The sequence below is a fragment of the Maritimibacter harenae genome, from assembly GCF_009882975.1.
Classification (GTDB): Bacteria; Pseudomonadota; Alphaproteobacteria; order Rhodobacterales; family Rhodobacteraceae; genus Maritimibacter; species Maritimibacter harenae.
Window position 1 is genome coordinate 235,161 of record NZ_WTUX01000002.1, and the last position, 17,803, is coordinate 252,963.

General features: G+C 63.8%; 13 protein-coding genes and 2 pseudogenes. 11 read left to right on the top strand and 4 right to left on the bottom strand.

Annotated features, from left to right (window positions below):
* Together GQE99_RS01175 and GQE99_RS01185 are read left to right on the top strand one after the other, a co-directional pair.
* Nucleotides 1–603, top strand: a pseudogene (locus GQE99_RS01175) (hypothetical protein); the annotation flags it as partial.
* 862 nt (nucleotides 604–1,465) lie between these two features.
* Nucleotides 1,466–2,002, top strand: coding sequence for a hypothetical protein (locus GQE99_RS01185; protein WP_235917054.1), 537 nt, complete (start codon nucleotides 1,466–1,468; stop codon nucleotides 2,000–2,002).
* Here GQE99_RS01185 and GQE99_RS01190 read toward each other — a convergent pair whose 3' ends face one another.
* Nucleotides 2,003–5,380 carry a glycosyltransferase gene (locus tag GQE99_RS01190; RefSeq protein ID WP_161349754.1) on the bottom strand — a complete coding sequence of 1,126 codons (3,378 nt, stop codon included), beginning with the start codon at nucleotides 5,378–5,380 and terminating at the stop codon, nucleotides 2,003–2,005.
* 185 nt (nucleotides 5,381–5,565) lie between these two features.
* On the opposite strand from GQE99_RS01190, the gene GQE99_RS01195 reads away from it, so the two are divergent.
* From GQE99_RS01195 to GQE99_RS01205, 3 genes are all read left to right on the top strand, one after another.
* Nucleotides 5,566–8,073: a DUF3131 domain-containing protein gene (locus tag GQE99_RS01195; RefSeq protein ID WP_161349755.1), complete on the top strand. Its 2,508-nt coding sequence runs from the start codon at nucleotides 5,566–5,568 to the stop codon at nucleotides 8,071–8,073.
* 192 nt (nucleotides 8,074–8,265) lie between these two features.
* A complete protein-coding gene (locus GQE99_RS01200; RefSeq protein WP_161349756.1) occupies nucleotides 8,266–9,459 on the top strand; it encodes a tyrosine-type recombinase/integrase in 1,194 nt (397 codons plus the stop codon).
* Entirely contained in the window at nucleotides 9,449–10,126 is a 678-nt protein-coding gene (locus GQE99_RS01205) for a hypothetical protein (RefSeq protein WP_161349757.1), read from the top strand. Before GQE99_RS01200 ends, GQE99_RS01205 begins: the two co-directional genes overlap by 11 nt.
* Before the next feature lie 50 nt (nucleotides 10,127–10,176).
* On the opposite strand, the gene GQE99_RS01210 is transcribed toward GQE99_RS01205, so the two are convergent.
* Together GQE99_RS01210 and GQE99_RS01215 are read right to left on the bottom strand one after the other, a co-directional pair.
* On the bottom strand, nucleotides 10,177–10,425 hold the full coding sequence (locus GQE99_RS01210) for a DUF6552 family protein (RefSeq protein ID WP_161349758.1): 249 nt from the start codon (nucleotides 10,423–10,425) through the stop codon (nucleotides 10,177–10,179).
* Nucleotides 10,415–11,119 (bottom strand): SDR family oxidoreductase, encoded by a 705-nt coding sequence (locus GQE99_RS01215; RefSeq protein WP_161349759.1) that lies wholly within the window; start codon nucleotides 11,117–11,119, stop codon nucleotides 10,415–10,417. The genes GQE99_RS01210 and GQE99_RS01215 overlap by 11 nt, the downstream gene beginning before the upstream one ends.
* A gap of 117 nt (nucleotides 11,120–11,236) precedes the next feature.
* Here GQE99_RS01215 and GQE99_RS01220 point away from each other — a divergent pair, with 117 nt between their 5' ends.
* From GQE99_RS01220 to GQE99_RS01230, 3 genes are all read left to right on the top strand, one after another.
* On the top strand, nucleotides 11,237–12,124 hold the full coding sequence (locus GQE99_RS01220) for a LysR substrate-binding domain-containing protein (RefSeq protein WP_161349760.1): 888 nt from the start codon (nucleotides 11,237–11,239) through the stop codon (nucleotides 12,122–12,124).
* Nucleotides 12,125–12,244: 120 nt separating this feature from the next.
* Nucleotides 12,245–12,526 (top strand): helix-turn-helix transcriptional regulator, encoded by a 282-nt coding sequence (locus GQE99_RS21390; RefSeq protein WP_235917055.1) that lies wholly within the window; start codon nucleotides 12,245–12,247, stop codon nucleotides 12,524–12,526.
* The gene (locus tag GQE99_RS01230) at nucleotides 12,513–14,840 is read left to right on the top strand and encodes a bifunctional DNA primase/polymerase (RefSeq protein WP_161349761.1); all 2,328 of its coding nucleotides are present in this window, start codon (nucleotides 12,513–12,515) and stop codon (nucleotides 14,838–14,840) included. Before GQE99_RS21390 ends, GQE99_RS01230 begins: the two co-directional genes overlap by 14 nt.
* 485 nt (nucleotides 14,841–15,325) lie before the next feature.
* On the opposite strand, the pseudogene GQE99_RS01235 reads toward GQE99_RS01230, so the two are convergent.
* Nucleotides 15,326–15,543: pseudogene (locus tag GQE99_RS01235) on the bottom strand (transposase); the annotation flags it as partial.
* A 282-nt stretch (nucleotides 15,544–15,825) separates the two neighbouring features.
* On the opposite strand from GQE99_RS01235, the gene GQE99_RS01240 reads away from it, so the two are divergent.
* The 3 genes from GQE99_RS01240 to GQE99_RS21395 all read left to right on the top strand — a co-directional run.
* Nucleotides 15,826–16,437: a hypothetical protein gene (locus GQE99_RS01240; protein WP_161349762.1), complete on the top strand. Its 612-nt coding sequence runs from the start codon at nucleotides 15,826–15,828 to the stop codon at nucleotides 16,435–16,437.
* A 741-nt stretch (nucleotides 16,438–17,178) separates the two neighbouring features.
* The gene (locus tag GQE99_RS22015; RefSeq protein ID WP_456237979.1) at nucleotides 17,179–17,400 is read left to right on the top strand and encodes a hypothetical protein; all 222 of its coding nucleotides are present in this window, start codon (nucleotides 17,179–17,181) and stop codon (nucleotides 17,398–17,400) included.
* A gap of 150 nt (nucleotides 17,401–17,550) precedes the next feature.
* Nucleotides 17,551–17,803: Gfo/Idh/MocA family protein (locus GQE99_RS21395; protein ID WP_235917058.1), on the top strand; the 253-nt coding region annotated here is incomplete at its 3' end.

Sequence of the window (17,803 nt, forward strand, 5' to 3'; positions counted from 1 at the left end):
GTCCTCGACGAAGGCGACCGCACGATGGCTTCGCAGCCCATCGAGGTGACCGAACCCGAGGTGACCGTCGCCGCGCCCGCGCAGGTGCGCATCGGCGATCCGATCCCGGTGACCTGGACCGGCACGGTGTCGGGCAACGACTACGTCACCATCGTCCCGCTTGGCACGGCCGAGGGCACGCGCGAGAGCCATTTCCGCGTGCGCGACAAGCAGGAAGACACGCTGTCGGCCCCCTCGCAGACCGGGCTCTACGAGGTGCGCTACGTGCTGGACGAAGGTGACCGGACGCTCGCGCGCACGCAGGTCGAGGTGCTGGCCGAAGACGCGGCGCTGCAATCCGGGGCGACGCTCGAGGCGCCGGAGCGGGCCGCGGCCGGGTCCACGGTCGAGATCGGCTGGAGCGTGGCCGAACGCAGCGCCGATCAGCGTATCACCATCGCGCGTGCCGACCAGGCGATCTTCACCTGGGCGTCGGCCGTGAAGATCGAGGGGGAGGGGCCCGTGAGCCTGACCTTGCCGGACGATCCGGGTGCCTACGAGATCCGCTTCCTCGATCTCACGGCGCAGGACGTGCTGGCGCGCAAGACCATCGCGGTCGAATAGACCGCCTCGGGGGTCAGTTCCGGCTGGCCCCCGCCCGCGCGACGCCGAACGCCTGGGCGAAGAGCGCGCTGAAATAGAACGCGGTCGAGGTGATCTCGAGGTATTCCTCCATCCACGACAGCGTCACGCGCGACAGGGGCAGCGTGAAGTAGTCGCCGTCACCCAGGTCCACGACCAGGTAGAGGCAGTGGGCCGCGAAGCCGCACCAGAAGAGCGTGAGCGCCAGGCGGTGCAGCGGCTCGATCTTCGACAGGATGAAGATGCCGATACCGGCCGCGGCGATCAGGAATATCTTGGGATGGTCGTCGTCGCCCGTGATCGCGATGGATTTCTCGTGGAGCATGAACAGCTCGTCGATGGCCACCAGCCCGATGGCCGCCGNATAGAAGGTGGCGGTCGCGAAAAACGCGATCATGAAGGGGATGAGAACCCACGCGCCCGAAGGCATCGGGAAAAGCGGTGCGCCTGTGCGGTCTTCCTGGGCCAAAGTCTGCTCCTCGCAATGATCCAGAGGATTGTTTCTAAATTGGCGCCAAGCTTGATTGGAACGCAGGCGGCGAATCAAGCGTCATTTGTCAACGAATGAAGGCCCTGTGACGAAAACGACTCAGACGATTTCGGATAGGTCGAACCCCTGCTGCACTCCGGAACGTCCTGCATTGTCGGCGATCAATCGCCAATGAATTCGGCGCGATCCCGCCAACCGGAGAGGGCCCGGGGTGATCCCACCACATTATTGCCATAAAGATAGCGCCTACTAACAACTCGTAACGGGACAGTCGAGATGGGACAGATGAAGACCAGACTCCTGGCCGCTATTGCCGTGGCCGCTTCCATGATCATTCCTGCGAACCAAGGTGCCATGGCTGAATCGAAACCAGGCTACAGATCGCCGGCCTCCATCGTGCTGGCGCGCATGCCGAACCCCCGGCAGGCGCACCGGTTCGAGGTCTTCCTCACGGGCTACAGCTACTGGGACAACACGCCCCCGGGCTCCGCGGCGATTTCCAAGCCCGTGATCCACAACCGCGCCGGTGGCGTGGGCACCTACAACAACCCGATCACCATCGCCGTCGGCCACGTGATCGAGGGACGCCGCCAGACGCTCGACTTCAAGCCGGGCACCCGGTTCTACATCGAGCGCCTGCGCAAGTACGCCATCGTCGAGGACGTGTGCGGGGACGGCCATCGCCCGCAGGACGGACCGTGCCACACCGGCTACCAGGGTCGTCCGTGGCTCGACATCTACATCGGTGGGGAACGTGCGAACGCCTCGATCACCACGCAATGCGCGCGGTCGATCACGGCCTTCCAGCACGTGATCATCAACCCGCGCCGGGACTACCCGGTCCATCGCGGGGCGATCGTAGACAGCGGCTGCAACACGTTCAGCGGCTGATCAGGACCGCGTCGGCGATCCGTAATCGTGTGCGGCCTTGGGCGGTTCGCCCGGGGCGTCCTGCACCAGCGCCGAGGTGCGCTTGAGCTTCTGCCAGCCCTGTACCCGTCCGGACAGGGCCCGAAGGAAGGCGCGGATCGTCGTGATGTAGAGGAGCTGGCGGTAGTAGAATCGCTGGATCAGGAGCAGCCAGAGCAGCGACTTTCGCTCGTTCGGCTCGAAATGGAACGCCAGCGCCGCGACGACGAAGTCGAACAGCGGCAGGGCGAAGTAGGCGCCGAGGATCGGCCAGTCCACGGCGGCGAGTTCCGCCGCGCCGTAGCCCCCGGCCACCGTCATAACCGCGCCCGCGGCCGCGGCCAGGAAAACGATGTCCGCGAACGGGGCGAGCAGCGGCATGAACACCCCGAAGATGAGCAGGTCGGGCAGGGCGAAGAAACCGACGCCTCGCCCCTCGGTCACGGCGCGCCGATGTTTCCAGCCCACCTGCATCATGCCCAGCGTCCAGCGCAGGCGCTGGCGGAAGAGCTGGCCCACGGTCTCGGGCGCTTCGGTCACGGCGATGGCGCGCGGGTCGAAGACCACCTTGTAGCCCGCCCGGTTCACAGCGACCGTCAGGTCCGCGTCCTCGGCCAACGTGTCGCGGGGGTAGCCGCCCGCCGCGTCGATCGCCGCGCGTCGCCAGCCGCCGACGGCCCCGGGCACCACGAGGATCCCGTTGACCAGCTCCGCCGCGCGCCGGTCGATGTTCTGCGCCGTGATGTATTCGAGCGCCTGGAACCGGGTCAGCAGGCTCTTGCGGTTGCCGACCTTCACGTTGCCCGCGACCGCCCCGATGCGCGGGTCCGAGAAATGGCGCGCGAGGAGCCCGATGGCCTTGGGATGCAAGAGCGTGTCGGCGTCGATGCTCACCACGATCTCCGCGTCGGAGCGCGACAGGGCGTGGTTTAGGGCCGACGACTTGCCCCCGTTGGGCTTGTCGAGAATACGCACGCGCGGGTGGTCCGCGAAATTCTCCTCGAGCGCGGCGAGCGTGCCGTCGGTCGAACCGTCGTTCACGGCGATGACGCCCACGTTCGGGTACTCGGTCGCGAGGATCGCGCGGATCGTGGCGGCGACCACCGTCTCCTCGTTGTAGGCCGGGACCAGCACGTCGACCCGCGGGTAGACATCGCCCCGGACCGTGAGATGCGGGCGGCGTACCTGCGCCATGATCAGCATCGCGAGCGACCGCAGCAGGCCGATCGAGATCACGATCCAGAACGAGATCTTCAATAGCCCGGTGAGCCCGTCGAGCATGAAGAAGGTCATCCGGTCCTGCCATGACCGTTCGCCGGTCACCGGCGGGATCAGGTCGTCCTGCTGGGCGTCCAGAAGCTCGGGCAGGCCGATGAAGGAAAAGCCGCGTGCGCGCAGGGAAGAGATCACCTCCGGCAGTGCCGCGACCACGTTCGTCCGGTCCCCGCCGCCGTCGTGCATGACAAGCACCGCGCCCTGCGCGTTCGACGTGCTCTCGGTGACGAAGTCGACGATGTCGCCCGGCGCCATCTCGGTCCAGTCCGGCGGAATGATGTCGCCAAGGACGAGCACGTAGCCCAGCTTGCTGAGCTCCGCGATGGGGGCAACTTGGGTGGAGTTCAGCGGCCCGGCGCCGCGCGCATAGGGCAGGCGCATGACCTTGGTGGAGCGGTCGACGGCCGTCTCGAGCGTTTTCTGGACCAGTGCCGCCTCGATGCAGATGCGCGTGGGCGAGCAGGTTTCGAGGCGCGGGTGGTAGTAGGAATGCGACCCGATCACGTGCCCCTCGTCGGCCATGCGCTGGACGAGGTCGGCATTGGCCGACACCTTGCTCCCCACGAGGAAGAAGGTCGCGGGCACCCGCGTCTCTTGCAGCACGTCGAGGATCTCGCCCGTGTATTGCGCGTCCGGCCCGTCGTCGAAGGTCAGAAGGATCGTGAGCGGCGGAATCTCCCCCCAGCGCGTGATGCGGTGCGGGCTGGGCGTGCGCAGCATGTCGGAAACCGGGTCGCCGTCCTCGAACGACAGCAGCCGCAGGCCCGGAACGGCCGTGCCGGAATAGCCCATGAAGGGGCCTTCATCGAGGTGGGCGACATAGGGAAACAGGTTGGGCGCCACGACGTCGCGGCGCGCCCCGGCACTGTCCGAGACGAGCGCCCAGATCCCCGGGTCCTCACCGCCGAGCGGCCAGATGGCCACGTTGTCGAGCTTCGCGTCGGCCAGCGCGCGGACCACGGGGTAGATGGAGGGAAGGTCCTCGAACCAGATGGTCTGCGTGCGCCCCGCGTCGTCGAGGAAGCTGGCGGTGGAATGGTCCAGCCCGTCGACGAACCGGACCTGGGCATCGGCGGCCGCGACACGCGCCATCGCGTTCGCGTAGGACAATTCCTGCGGCAGCGGCACGTCCGAGGACCACAGAAGCGCTTCGGTGTTCAGGGCGACCACGAAGGCGTCGCGGTCCGCGCGTTCGGCCAGCAGCGCCACGGCGAAAGCGTCATCGGATCGCGCGGTCGGCGGGCCGGGCAGGGCGCCCCCGGCGACCTCGCGCCCCGGGGCGAGCACCACGCGGTCGAACGGGGCGGTGGGTTCCGGCACCATGCGCAGGTGCGGGATCGGCACCACGGCGCACAGCGTCCTGTCGCCCCACGCCGGCGACGCGTCGAGGCGCTCCGCGATCCGCGCGGCAAGGGGGTAGAGGCCGTGGGGATCCAAGCTCGTGTCGATGCAGACGCCGTCGTGTCCGGCCGTGGTCACCGCGCCCACGAGCGCCCGGGCCATGCGGCCCACCCGCTCGTCCGAGACGCGTTCGAGCAGCGCGTCCTCGGCGAAGCTCGCGACCGGCAGCACGGTGGTCGGCTCCGCCTTGCGCCGCATGGCACCTTCGGCCTGCTGGTAATTGTCGCTCTCCGTGCCGACGTCCTCCAGCCGCGCGGACCCGAGGTCGAGCGCGTAGAGGTGCGGCATGAGCACGTCGATCTCGTCGATATGGGCGTCCACCGACAGGCCGCGCCAGTCGGGCCAGGCGGGTAGGAACGCGTGAACGCGCAGCCGTTCGCGGGGGAGATCGGCCAGGGCGTCCATGAAATCCGCACTCTCCCGCTCGGCACAGGTCACGAGAGTTTGATCGCCGTCGCAGGCCAATCGGTCGCGGAGCGCGGCCTCCTGCTCCGGCGTGGGCGTGTCGGCGACGCTGCGCAGGACCTCGGGCCGCAGGGCGTCCGAATCGAGCGTGGGGTAATTGAGCAGGCTTTGCAGGATCGAACCCAGGACGAAGATGCTGGCCAGGATCAACAACACCGACCAGGCAACGACCGACCGCGCCCGGCGATGCGTTGGATCGCTGAACACTGGCCAGTTCATGGCGGGGACCGCACGGCGCGGCGCCCCCGAGGACGGTCGATCTTTTTCCAATGTAGCCAAGCCCCTTACAAGACATATATCATAATGAATACGTCACATGGGATAATAATTGTGACACAATGCCCCGGGCATATCGGCGACCGGGGTCGTGCAAGCCAGAGCCGACAGACGTATTGCCGCAAAACATGAACAGATCGTCACCCTCTTCCCTCACCCGGCGCGCGCTCCTGCAGGCGACCGCGATGGGCCTTCTTTGGGGGGCGGTGCCCCGGGCGCTGCGGGCGCAGTCCGTGCCGGTTCCGCTGGCCATTCTTCTCACCGAGCTTCCCGAGGGTCTGGGCGAACAGGCACTGGAGACGTTGCTGCGCCCCTTCCTCGAGGGGCTGGTCCCGGTCGGGTTGGTTCTGCCGCAGGACGATCCGCCCAAGGCCCGGGCCATCCACGCGTTGTCGCGCCGCTACCCCGGTTTGGTCGAGGCAGTGCTGGCGCTGCCGCCGGAGACGCCGTTGGGGACCGGCAGTTTCGACCTGGCGCGGGCCGGCTCGGACGCGGCGCTGGCGATGCAGACGGCGCTGGCAGAGCCCGACATCTTCCGGCCCCTCACGGCGGTGGCGCCCGCCGGGCCCGTGCCCGAGCCGTCGCCCGCGGGATTGCGCACCGTGGGCCTGCGCTCGGTCTTCGTGCTCGAGGGGGAGGGGGCCGCGATTTCCTGGTCGGCCGATCACGTCGAGTGGCTGCGCGGCAGCGTGACCCTGTCGATGGAGGAAACCGGCACCGGCTGGGTCCGGGCCGTGGAGACGGCGGTCGGGGACCAGCCCCTGGTCGTCGTGAACCTGTCCCTGCGCACGGATGACACGGCAGGCGCCATGTCGCGGGCGGCCGACCTCGCCGACCGGCTTTCGGCCCTGCGCGTCGCAGGGGGCATCCGCAGTCTCCTGCCGAAAGAGATCTTCCTGCGCCGCGCCGGGGCGGATTACCGGCAATCCTGCCTCCTGCTGCTCGAACGACCGGCAGTCGACGACCCGGCCGTGACGGCCTTCGCGGGCGAACTTGCGCGCGCGGGACTGGGCCACGGCTGGTTGGAGGCGGGCACGCCCGTGGAACCCGCCCCCTTCGCCTGCCGCCCGGCGGGGGTGCAGGTGGTCGCACGCTGCGTGCTTTCGGAGGGCCCCCTGCCGGACGCCGCGCGCGCCACGGTGGCCATTTGGTCCGATCTCCTGTCCCTGCCGCGCGTAGGGTTCGACGCGGGCGGAATGCTCAACCTGCCGGTGACCGTCGAGCTGTCGGACGTCACCACGCGGGGCGGTCTGCGCACGCGCTTCGGGGCGACCGGCGACGTCTTCTCCGACCAGGTGGTCCTGGTGCGCCCCGGCGCCATCCGCCAGGACAGCGCCCGCCGGGTGCTTCTCACCGCGCTCACCCAGATGCGCGACACGGACCTCGTCCGGTTCACCGGGCTCGCCGACCATCTGGAGGCGATCTACCCCAACATCTGGATCGCCGACCGGCGCCAGGCCGTGGACCGCTTCCGCGCCGGGCTCCGCCCGAGCGATGAAGGGCTGCCGGCGCTCGCGCGCGACCGGGTCATGGAAGACGCGCGCCGAGCGTGGCGCTATTTCACCTACGAGCAGAGCGCGGTCACGGGGCTGTCGGCCTCCACACGCTTCACCTCGGACGAATATTCCACCTCGAACCCCGAGATCACGATGTGGGACGTGGCCAGCACGATCCACGCGGTCATGTCCGCGATGGAACTTGGGCTATTGGCGCCCGAGACGGGGACCGAGCGGCTCGCCCGGATCGTCGCGGCCCTGCCCACGCGCGAGCTGAGCGGCCTCGCGCTGCCCGCCGCGCTGATGCGGCACCGGACGCTGGGCTCCACCAACCGAGATTTCAACGGCTGCGACATGGGCCGGCTCCTGGTCGCGCTGAAACGCGCGGCCGGGATCCCGGCGCTCACCGCGCAGGTCGGCGAGACGGTCGCGCGCTGGGACCTGGCCGCGACCCTCGACGCGGCGGGCCCGATCGACATCCGCACGGGCCGCACCTTGCCGGGCGAGACGAACCACTGCACCGCCTATGCCCTTGCGGGCTACCGGCTCTGGCTGTCGGACGACCCGGCCGAAGGGGACCGGATCACGGATGTCGCGGCGGCCATGCGGTTCTTCCAGAGCGACACGATGCTGACCCCCTTGGGTGCCGAGCCCTACATGCTCCGTGCGCTGGAACTCGGCGCGTCCGACGGCGCCGCGCTCGGGATGGATGCGCTGCTGAGCGCGGAGACGGAGGCGTTCGAGACCACGGGTGTCTTCCATGCGCTTTCGGAAACCCCGCTCGACCGCGCGCCGTGGTTCTCCTACCAGGGCCTCGACCCTCGGGCCCGGCCGCCGGGCTTTGCCGCGACGTTTCTGCCCGACGACACCGGCGCCCCGGCCGGCGATGCCGCGCGCGACATGGTGCTTTCGGCGAAGGCCGCCTACCTCGGCGCCGCCCTGCGCCCCACGCCGTTCACGCTCGCCCGCCTGGATCACATGCGCCGGACCTGCGCGGTCGGAGAAGCCGGCTTCATCGTCGGCACCTATGCCCGCTCGAGTACCCCGATGACGGGCTACACCGACGTGAACACCAACGGGATCATCCTGGAAGCCGCGTCATACCTGCTCACTGGCCGCGCGCCGCTGGTCGGCGGGTGAACGGGCTCAGCGTCTTGTATCTGTTGGGTAAAAGTGGTGCCCGGGGGCGGCGTTGAATAATTGTTTCATCCTATTCCAGTTCTATTTAATAAATAACAAAAACAATGCATTAAGAATATCAACCTATCCCGGCCTGTTCCATTATGCCCCATCCTATACCATATGTTGGGGTGGATAGTAGGGTGGATAGAAATGACCCGTGCATTGAACAAGCTGACGGCGGCTCAGGTGAAGAACGCCACGCCTGGAAAATACTCAGATGGCGGCGGCCTCTGGCTGCACCGACGCGAGGACGGTGGCGCGCAATGGTTTCTTCGCGTGACCGTTCATGGCCGCCGACGCGAGATGGGGTTGGGCAGCTTGACTTACGTCTCGCTCAAGGAAGCGCGCGAGCAGGCCGACAAGTGGCGCCGCTTGGCGCGCGCAGGCAAGGACCCGATCAAGGAGCGCGAGCGGGAGCGACGCCTTGCCGCCCGCGAAGACCACACCTTAGCTTCGATTGCTGAAGAAGCCTTCGAGGCCCGCAAGGCGGAGCTAAAAGGCGACGGCAAAGCTGGCCGGTGGTTTTCACCGCTGGAACTGCATGTATTGCCGAAGATCGGGCGCGTGCCGATCGAAGAGATCGACCAGCGCGATATCAAGAACACGCTGGCGCCAATCTGGCATACGAAGGCCGACACGGCGCGCAAGGCCATGAACCGGCTCGGCATCGTCATGCGCCATGCGGCGGCCATGGGCTTGGATGTCGACATTCAGGCGACTGAGAAAGCCAAAGCGCTGCTCGGCAAGTCGAGGCACAAGTCCAAGCACGTACCGGCCCTGCCGTGGCAGGACGTCCCCGCTTTCTACGCTACCTTGGATGAAGGATCGGTCACGCATTTGGCGCTGCGGCTCTTGATCCTGACAGCGGCACGGTCGAGCGAGATCCGCTTTATCAGACTGTCAGAGATAGAGGGCGATACCTGGGTCATCCCGGCGGAGCGGATGAAGGCCGCCAAGGAACATCGCGTTCCGCTGTCGGGAGAAGCTCAGGACATCATCGAGCGGGCGAAACCGTTCGAGCGCGACGGCTTTCTGTTTCCAAGCATTCGCAAGGGGGTGATCTCGGACGCGACGATGTCTCGCCTGATGGAGCGTAGGGGAATGGAGGCGCGGCCTCATGGTTTTCGGTCCAGTTTCCGCACTTGGTGCGCCGAGGCGACCGAGGTGCCGCGAGAGGTCGCTGAGACGGCGCTGGCCCACGTCGTCGGTGGCAGCGTCGAGCGCGCCTACCGGCGCACCGATTATCTAGACCAAAGGCGCGCGTTGATGGAGCAATGGGCGGAGCATGTGACACGCGTATCGCACACTATCGTTATCGCTGGGTTGTCGAAAAATGCCGAATGACAAGACTTTCCGCGAGACAGGCCAACGTCTCGGTGAGCTGCTCAAAAGCTACTCGCCCCACGAAAGAAAACGGATCTGGCGTCATTGGTATGGAGATCGGCTCGTCGAGACGGTCAAGTCGTTGGAGAAAGGCGCCGGTCCGCTCGAAGCCCAGTGGCTGGCAGATGGTCGCCTCGACCTTGAAGGCGGCGTGTACTCCGTCGATGACGAAGACTTCGCCAAATTGATTGGCTTGGCGGTGTCCCAACCTGAAGCGTTCGACTTGGCGCGCGCAATTTGCGCCTCTCGCTTAGAGGTCGGGGCCTCCCTGTCTGTCCACCAGCGGCGGTTTGCGGCCGGGGTGCTGCAGGATCTCGTGAAACGGCCAAAAAAGAAGGGCCGACCAAGATCAAAAAACTGGAACCGTGACGTCCTGATCGTCCATGGAGTTGCCACCGCGCTGCAGCAGGGCCTTCAGGAAATGCGATGGGAAACGAGCGAAACGCCCTGTGCCTACTCCGTGGTCGCTGACGCCTTCAACGAGGCAGGAAACTTGCTGGTGAACTATGACGTTGTACGCAATGTCTGGAGAAACCGGAAAAAATCCGGACTTGAGGGTGAAATCAACGACCTGGAGTCCATCGCCCATACTCTCCAAGTTGGCAATGAAAGCCCCGGTGACAGCTAGTGTTTGCCCCTGACACAAGAACCCCAATGACGGCTTGGAGCCCTTTCGAGTCACTGAGTGGCCATCCCCACCAGCATGGAACCAAGAGCGACGAGGTGGATCAGCATGATCGCCTTGTCGTTCCAGAGCACGCCGACGATGAGCCAGCCCAGAACGCCGACGAGGAACAGGTAAAGGTTCCAGGGTGTCCAGCCGAAACCGGTGCCGGCGTAGCCGAGGATCTGGATAATCGAGGCCACCCACTTCACGATAAACGCCGTCTGGCCGCGTTCTCTGATATCGGTTGCCTCAGACGCCACGGGTCAGTCCTCCGTCGATCCGCCAGTTCTGTCCGGTGACATAGCTGCCGCCTTCTGACGCGAGCCAACCGATGAGTGAGGAGACCTCTTCTTCCTTGCCGTAGCGGCCCATCGGGATTCGCGTGCGGCGGTCTTCGGTCTCCGGCAGGCTGTCGATGAAGCCCGGCAGAACATTGTTCATGCGGATGTTCTGCGCGGCATACTTGTCGGCGTAGAGCTTTGCGAAACCGGCGAGGCCGGCGCGGAAGATACCCGAAGTGGGAAAGAGCGGGTCGGGCTCGAAGGCCGCGAAGGTTGAGATGTTGATGATCGCGCCGCCGCCCTGCGCAGTCATGATCGGTGTAACGAGGCGGGTCGGACGGATCACGTTCAGAAGGTAAACATCGAGCCCCGCATGCCACTCCTCGTCGGTGATCTCGATGATATCGCCCTTGGGTCCATGCCCGGCGGAGTTCACCAGGACATCAATGCGGCCCCACCGGTCAATCGCGCCATCAACGAGGCGGGTGAGAACCTCGACCGACTGGTTCGATCCGGTGACGCCGAAGCCGCCGAGATCTTCGCCGAGCGCATCTGCCTTGCCGGAGGAAGACAGGACGCCGACCTTGAAGCCGTCGGAGGCCAGACGTTTCGCAGCAGCGGCTCCCATACCGCTGCCACCTGCCGTGATGAGTGCTACTTTTTCTGCCGTCATGATCCTATTCTCCCTACGTGCCGGAGAGTTCCGGCTGCATCTGTTATCCAGCAGATAAAAGGTTTAGGATCATTGGACCAGCCAGGTAGGCTGTTGCCTGAGTGTAGGAAATCTATCTTGTCGGACGAAATCGGCTTACCTCCCCTGAACGGCCTCCGGGCATTCGCAGCGGCGGGCAGACATCTGAGCTTCCGCGCGGCGGCCGAAGACCTGAGCGTGACTCAAGGGGCGGTGGCCCAGCAGGTCCGCGGACTCGAGGAACATCTCGGCCTTCGCCTGTTCCTGAGGGAGGCGCGTGGTCTGGCATTCACCGAGGAGGGGCGCGCTTACCACGCTGCGGTTTCGCGGGCTTTCTCACAGCTCTCGGACGCAACTTTGGCACTCCGTTCGGCACCGTCGCGTGTGACAATCAGCGTGACCCCCACCTTCGCATCGAAGTGGCTCATCCCGCGACTCGCCGAGTTCACCGAAGCCCATCCCGGGATCGACCTGCGAATTACTGCTACCGAGCGCGTCTCGAGCTTCCATGCCGACGGGATCGACCTCGCGGTGCGGCAGGGACAGCCGCCATTCGGGGCGAGCCTGCGCGCTGATCTACTGTTCCCGCAGGAGGTCATCGCGGTCTGCTCGCCCAACCTGATCGCCCGTCAGGACCTCCCACTCGATGCGGCGGCTTTGTCGCGCATGACCCTCCTGCACGACTCGCACGATCTCTGGCCGATGTTCATCGAAGCGGCCTTTGGAGGTGAAGTTGAGCTGTCACGCGGACTTCGGTTCAACCAGACGACACTGACTATCGACGCGGCGCTGGCTGGGCAGGGTATCGCGCTGGCAAGCCGTTTCCTCGTTCAGCGGGACCTGAAGGTAGGGCACCTTGTGCAACCGCTCGACCGCGCTCTCGAAGGGCGACTGGACTTCTATCTACTGACGCCCCGACAAGAGGCGTCTGATGCGTCATTGATCGTCCGGGACTGGCTGCTCTACATGACTAGCGAAGGCGCATAAGTGAATCGCCTTGGTTGCCCGCAGTTAAGGCAGCTCTGTCCGCATAACTGCCTGTCGCGACCGCATCGCCTAAGGCGCGGGAACCTTTCGTCAGGTGGCGAACACTCGGCTTCACGATCCATGACGTCGGAAAACATGGGTAAAAAAGCCGCTGTTTGTCTTCCATGGCGGGGATCTGGGACTGTGAAGATATTGCTCTGCGAACCAACGCGGAGCACCACGATGCGCCTTCTAAATTTCAATGAACTTCAAACTGTCCTCGGCGGCCGGGGCCGCACGACGATCTACCGCGACGTCGCCGCAGGGAGGATCCCCGCCCCGATCAAGATCGGCGGACGTCTCTATTGGCGCGAAGACGAGGTTGAAACCTTCGTCGAGGAGATGGCTAGTGCCCAAGGGTGATCATTCCCCAAACACGCCCGCAAATCAAACCGGTGCGCTTCGGCCCGCTGCAGAGGCTTTTGCCGCTTCCGGTTGGAAGATTTTTCCGGTCTCGCCCATCGGCAGTCGTGGGGCCAACGACGCCAACGGGAAAAAACCCTACCCAGGCACTCGCGGGTTCAAGGATGCCAGCGACGACCTCAGTAAAATCGAGGCCTGGTGGAAAGAAAAACCCGACGCAAACATCGGCCTTGCCTGCGAAGCGTCCGGTTTGGTGGTCCTGGATGTCGACCTTGATCTCGATGTAGAGGAAGACGCTGCGCGCTGGGAGCGGTTTTGTTCCGAAAATTACCTTCCTGACACGTTTGTACAGAGGACGCCCGGGGGTGGCCTGCACCTGATCTATCGAGCCGAAACTGGGGTCCGGTATCCCGGCGCCTTGGACGATCAGGACGGCCGGATCGCGGACATCAAGCACAAGGGGTACATCGTGTTGGCGCCGTCGGTGGCGTCCTCAAGCCGCCGAGAGGCGCCCGCTGCCTATCAAGTAGTCGATGACCGGGACCCGATGCCCGCACCGGGTTGGCTTTTACAGCGGCAATCCAAGAACGGCAAAGGCACCGAAGACAAAACCGACGACTTCTCGGACAACCTCCGCGCGTTTGTGCGCCAGGAACGAGACGAACGACTTCTGAACCTCCTGCGCGAAACACGCAATCTGCTTCACAAGCGGGAAGATTGGTTGAAACTTGGGTTCGCGATTCACGCCGCCTACGCGGGCACGCGCTGGGCGCACGATGCCTATTGCGCCTGGATCGCCTTCTCCGAGAGATGGGAAGCCCCGCCTGGAACGAAACTGGCCGACTTCGCCGAAAACGCAGAGCGCGTTTGGTCCGATGCCAAAGCAGGGCGGGACGGCGGCGTGACCCCGGCAACCGCACAGATGATCCTTGGCAACCTTCCCAAGATGCCGCCGTCGGATGTCGTTCCGGTGCGACCTAAACCCGAACCTGACGAACTTCATGAGGAGGACGGCGGGCGGGTGCAGCTGACCGGGTTGGCGGGGGAGATCGCCAAACTCGTTCGGCATTCAAGCGACCGTGAGTTGAAGGTTTTCCCAGAGGCAGCGGCGTTGATGGCGATGAGCGCGCTCGCCGCACCCACCCACGTGATCAAGGGTCCTCAGGGCCGGACCACAGTCAATCTGTACGCCTTGCTCTTGGGCGGCACCGGCAGCGGAAAAGAGGATTGCAGGAAGGCCACACGTATGGTTCTGAGGGCGGCTGGGCGTCCCGACGAATTGCTTGACGGTATCGCATCCGACAAAGCCCTGCACCGCGCTCTTCACGATGCGGGGAGTTCAGATACGTCAAATGCTAGCTTCGGCGCGATCACGATGGCGATCGACGAGGGCGGCCTACACTTGTCCGCGATCCGCCAAGGCAATGACGCCCACCAAAGGTTGTTGTTGTCGTTGATGATGCGCCTTTGGGGCCTCGGGCTGGATCGTCTAGGGCCGCACAAGTATGCAGACAACAGGCATGAGATTGGCGCGGTTGAAGGGCCGCGGCTCACTACATTGTGGACTTCAACTCCGAAAGCGCTTCAGGATGCGACCAGCCAAGAAGACAGCGAAAGCGGGCAGTTGAACCGCTTCCTCGTGTTTGCCGAACAGGGGCTTTCCCGCCTTAAGGATGGTGAAATCGATCGTGATGCGATGAGGAACCCACCTGAAGATGTGGTGGGGGCATGCCGTCGGTTTCCGCCTCGGCTCGCCATCGGTCGTCAGCTGGAACGCGTGCCTGACAAGGTCATCGAAATGACCCCCGCTGCTGCCAGGCTGCAAGATGCCTTCCGCATTGGGGAGGTTGAAGACAAGCGTCAGCTGGGAGGCGCAGAAGGCGAGAGCTGGGCGCGGGCGGCGGAGTACGTGTTGCGTGTCGCGGGCCTGTTGGCGTTGTCAGATGCCGCGATGGACCCGGAACAGGATGCGTTGGACGAGGTTGTCTGCGAGGTCCATCACGTCGAAACTGCCATCCAAATCATCCGTCAGGCTGTCGGCGGGACCGCCAAGATCGCGAAAAACGCAGGCAAATCCGAAATCGAGCAACTTAAGGACCGTGTCAAAGCCGCCATTTCTGAATTGGCAGGGCCAGATGGTTTTGCGAACGCACGGAATGTGAAGAAGAAGGTTCTTCGGGGGGTGCATTCCCCGCTGCGCAACGGCATTGTCACGAGCATGATCGAGGACGGCGAGATATTTGAAGTCAGGAACGAGACAGGCGGTCGCCCTTCTATTCTCTGGTCGTTGACGGAAACCACTGATGAAACCTAACGGCGTGAATTCCTGGGCCCACCTCGATCGCCATTGGGCGTGATCTTTTGGCCCGGGCCAAAACCGGCGGCGTGGGCCAAAAGATCGCCTCGAAAGGTTAAAGGAAATTAGATGGTTATCTCAAAATTATTTAATAGAGAGTGCTTTTGGTACATATTCTACGCCATACACACCGATGCCTTTTCGCGGATGGACTGCCCCCCGGCCAAATGTGCCAAAAGCCCCAGAAGGGCTCAACCCAAAGGGCATCAAATGGCACATCTCCATCCGGGTTCCTTGGAGCGACCTCGGTTGGACTGGACAAATTTTCCGCGACCCACTCGCCAAACATGCCTGTCCAGCCGTGAGACGGACCTCTGAAGGCCGGGATGATGGATTCGAAGCCGAGAATGCAGGGCGTGCGCGGAGCGAGTTCTCTTCCAGGCAACTCCCATCCTCAGAATCAGTTGCTTTTTTTCGACAGTGGCTTTCGGACCCCCATTTGGTGAGCAGCCGGCCATGGCCTTGGGCAGTCTGATGCAGCGCAGGAATGTCGCCAGATTATAGGCCAAGGCGTGCAGCTGCAGCCGCACCTCGTTGTTGCGGAACCGCTTGCACGAAAGCCGTCTCCAGCAGAATGCGTATTTGCCTTCCTTGATGTGCTGCTCGGCGGTGCCGCGCTGATTGTAGAACCTCACCACCCAGTCGGCTCCATCGGCAGGTTCGCCCCCCCCCCCCCCCCCCCCCCCCCCCCANGGGATTGCCGGGATCGATATGGCCGCCGCGGGCACTCTCAAAAAAAATTGATAAACATATCACTTTTTCCTTTTTTGACCTTTAGGAGTTCCCTTTTTTGTCCCGACAATCCCGGAAATTGCGGTTCCCTTAAGTAAATGGCGGCGAGACCAGAGCAAAGTGCGCCAAGTGGGCCCATTCGCTTGCAACCTTGAAACAAATCGACATATCCATATCATTAACATGTTAATGATTTCGAGGATGCGCAGAGATGCAAAGCCGAAAAAGCCGACGCACGGCGGACGAGGTGCCACAGCTTCGGATAACGCAGGTTGTCGAAGCCGGCCTAACGAACGCCAAGGGGCAAGTGCCAATTTTTGAAGACGGGACAGGGCATACCCTACTCGTGGCGATCGACGGCCACGGTGACTACATCGAAATCTACGTTGCCGCGGGATGGGGTAACACTGAGCAACGCATTGAGCTCACTGAAACGCCCTGCAATTACGGCGGCACGCGGAAATGGTTTCTCTGCCCGGAGTGTGCCAAGCGCTGTGGTGTCCTTTACATCCGCCACCGGATTGCCTGCCGAACCTGCTATGACCTGACATACTCAAGTCAGTACGAGCATGCCCAAGACCGGATGCTGCGCAAGCTGAAACAGATACGAAGGGCGACCGGTTCGGATCCAGACATCTGGGGTCCCTTCAACTTGCCGCCACGTGGCATGTCCGTCAAACGGTGGAAAGCACTGATCGAAGAATTCGAGCAGCTTCGCAAGAAGTACTGGCGCGAGTGCGAAAAGCCACGGAAGTGGCGTAACAGCGCCCCTAAAGCGCATCACTGGAAGGTTGGCGCACGAATCCCGACCTCACCTCTATAGCTGGAGATCCTCGGCGATCGGGCGACCATTTTGCGGGCCTTAGGGCGGAGACTGTGAATTCGCCTTGATGCAGCAGCGTGCAGCGCGGACCGGATAAAGCGGGCCTTCAGCACTGCATTGCGCGACCTTGGGACAATGACCCCCAAGCTTCGATCCAGAATGCTCAACCATAGCCTCAAAGCTCGATACGAAATCCGTACCGGTCAGCGCGATAGGTAATGATCGCACGTCCGCCAGCGCCCGTCAGAGGTATGGTTCGGATTTCTCCGTCCAAAGTTGAATTCTGAATGAACCTTGACAACAAATTAGCAATCTAAATATATGTTCTCTGGCGCCCACGATCCGTATGACGCGGGGTTCGGTGGGAGCGCTTGAAGGAGGTGGTTCATGACCGATCTGACCATGCGCGTCGAAGCTCGGCGGCCGTTGACCGAGCAGATTTGCGAATTCACGCTCGCCCCATTGGAGGGAGCCGAGCTGCCGACGTTCGAGCCCGGGGCGCACGTGACGATAGAGACGCCATCGAAGGCGATGCGCCGGTATTCGCTGATCAATGATGGCANCTACAAGATCGCGGTCAAGCGGGAGCCGGAATCGCGTGGGGGATCTGCGTCCATGCACGACGAGGCGACCGTGGGCACGGAACTGCGTGTCGAGCCGCCCGAGAACGATTTTCCCATGGGCGAGGCGAACGAATATCTGCTGATCGCCGGTGGGATCGGGGTGACGCCGATATACTCCATGGCGCAGCAACTCGATCGCGAGGGCAAGCCCTTCAATATCATCTACTGCACGCGCAGCCCGGAGGACACGGCATACCTCGACGNAGATGCGCGAAGCTTTCGGGGATCGTCTNCCTGGTGCATCACGACGAAGGCGACCCGGAGAAGGTCTACGATTTCTGGGACCATTTCGAAGAGCCCAAGAACATGCATGTCTATTGCTGCGGGCCCGCGCCATTGATGGAGGAGATCGAGGCGATCTCCGGCCACTGGCCGGAGGGGCGCGTGAACTTCGAAGACTTCAAGCCGGTCGACGTGGTGCGCGAAGACGACAAGGCATTTGACGTTGTGCTCGAAAAGTCCGGTANNNNAAAAGAGGGGGAACTCGTTCTTGACCTCTGACGCCGTCCGCATCGGCGTGGCGGGCCTGGGCCGCGCATTCATGTTGATGCTGCCCACCTTCTGCGCTGATACGCGAGTGCGACTGGTGGCCTGCGCCGCGCCGCGGGCCGAGAGCCGAGATGCATTCGAGGCGGAGTTCGGTGGCACGGGGTATTCGGACGTGGAAGCGATGGCCGCCGATCCGGAGGTGGAAGCAATCTATGTCGCGACCCCGCATCAGATGCACGCCGAACACGTCGAGG

Excerpts from the sequence above, each read along its gene's own strand:
- GQE99_RS01185 (WP_235917054.1), top strand. The coding sequence starts at position 1,466 with ATGGCTGAATCGAAACCAGGCTACAGATCGCCGGCCTCCATCGTGCTG.
- GQE99_RS01190 (WP_161349754.1), bottom strand. The coding sequence starts at position 5,380 with ATGAACTGGCCAGTGTTCAGCGATCCAACGCATCGCCGGGCGCGGTCG.
- GQE99_RS01195 (WP_161349755.1), top strand. The coding sequence starts at position 5,566 with ATGAACAGATCGTCACCCTCTTCCCTCACCCGGCGCGCGCTCCTGCAG.
- GQE99_RS01200 (WP_161349756.1), top strand. The coding sequence starts at position 8,266 with ATGACCCGTGCATTGAACAAGCTGACGGCGGCTCAGGTGAAGAACGCC.
- GQE99_RS01205 (WP_161349757.1), top strand. The coding sequence starts at position 9,449 with ATGCCGAATGACAAGACTTTCCGCGAGACAGGCCAACGTCTCGGTGAG.
- GQE99_RS01215 (WP_161349759.1), bottom strand. The coding sequence starts at position 11,119 with ATGACGGCAGAAAAAGTAGCACTCATCACGGCAGGTGGCAGCGGTATG.
- GQE99_RS21390 (WP_235917055.1), top strand. The coding sequence starts at position 12,245 with ATGACGTCGGAAAACATGGGTAAAAAAGCCGCTGTTTGTCTTCCATGG.
- GQE99_RS01240 (WP_161349762.1), top strand. The coding sequence starts at position 15,826 with ATGCAAAGCCGAAAAAGCCGACGCACGGCGGACGAGGTGCCACAGCTT.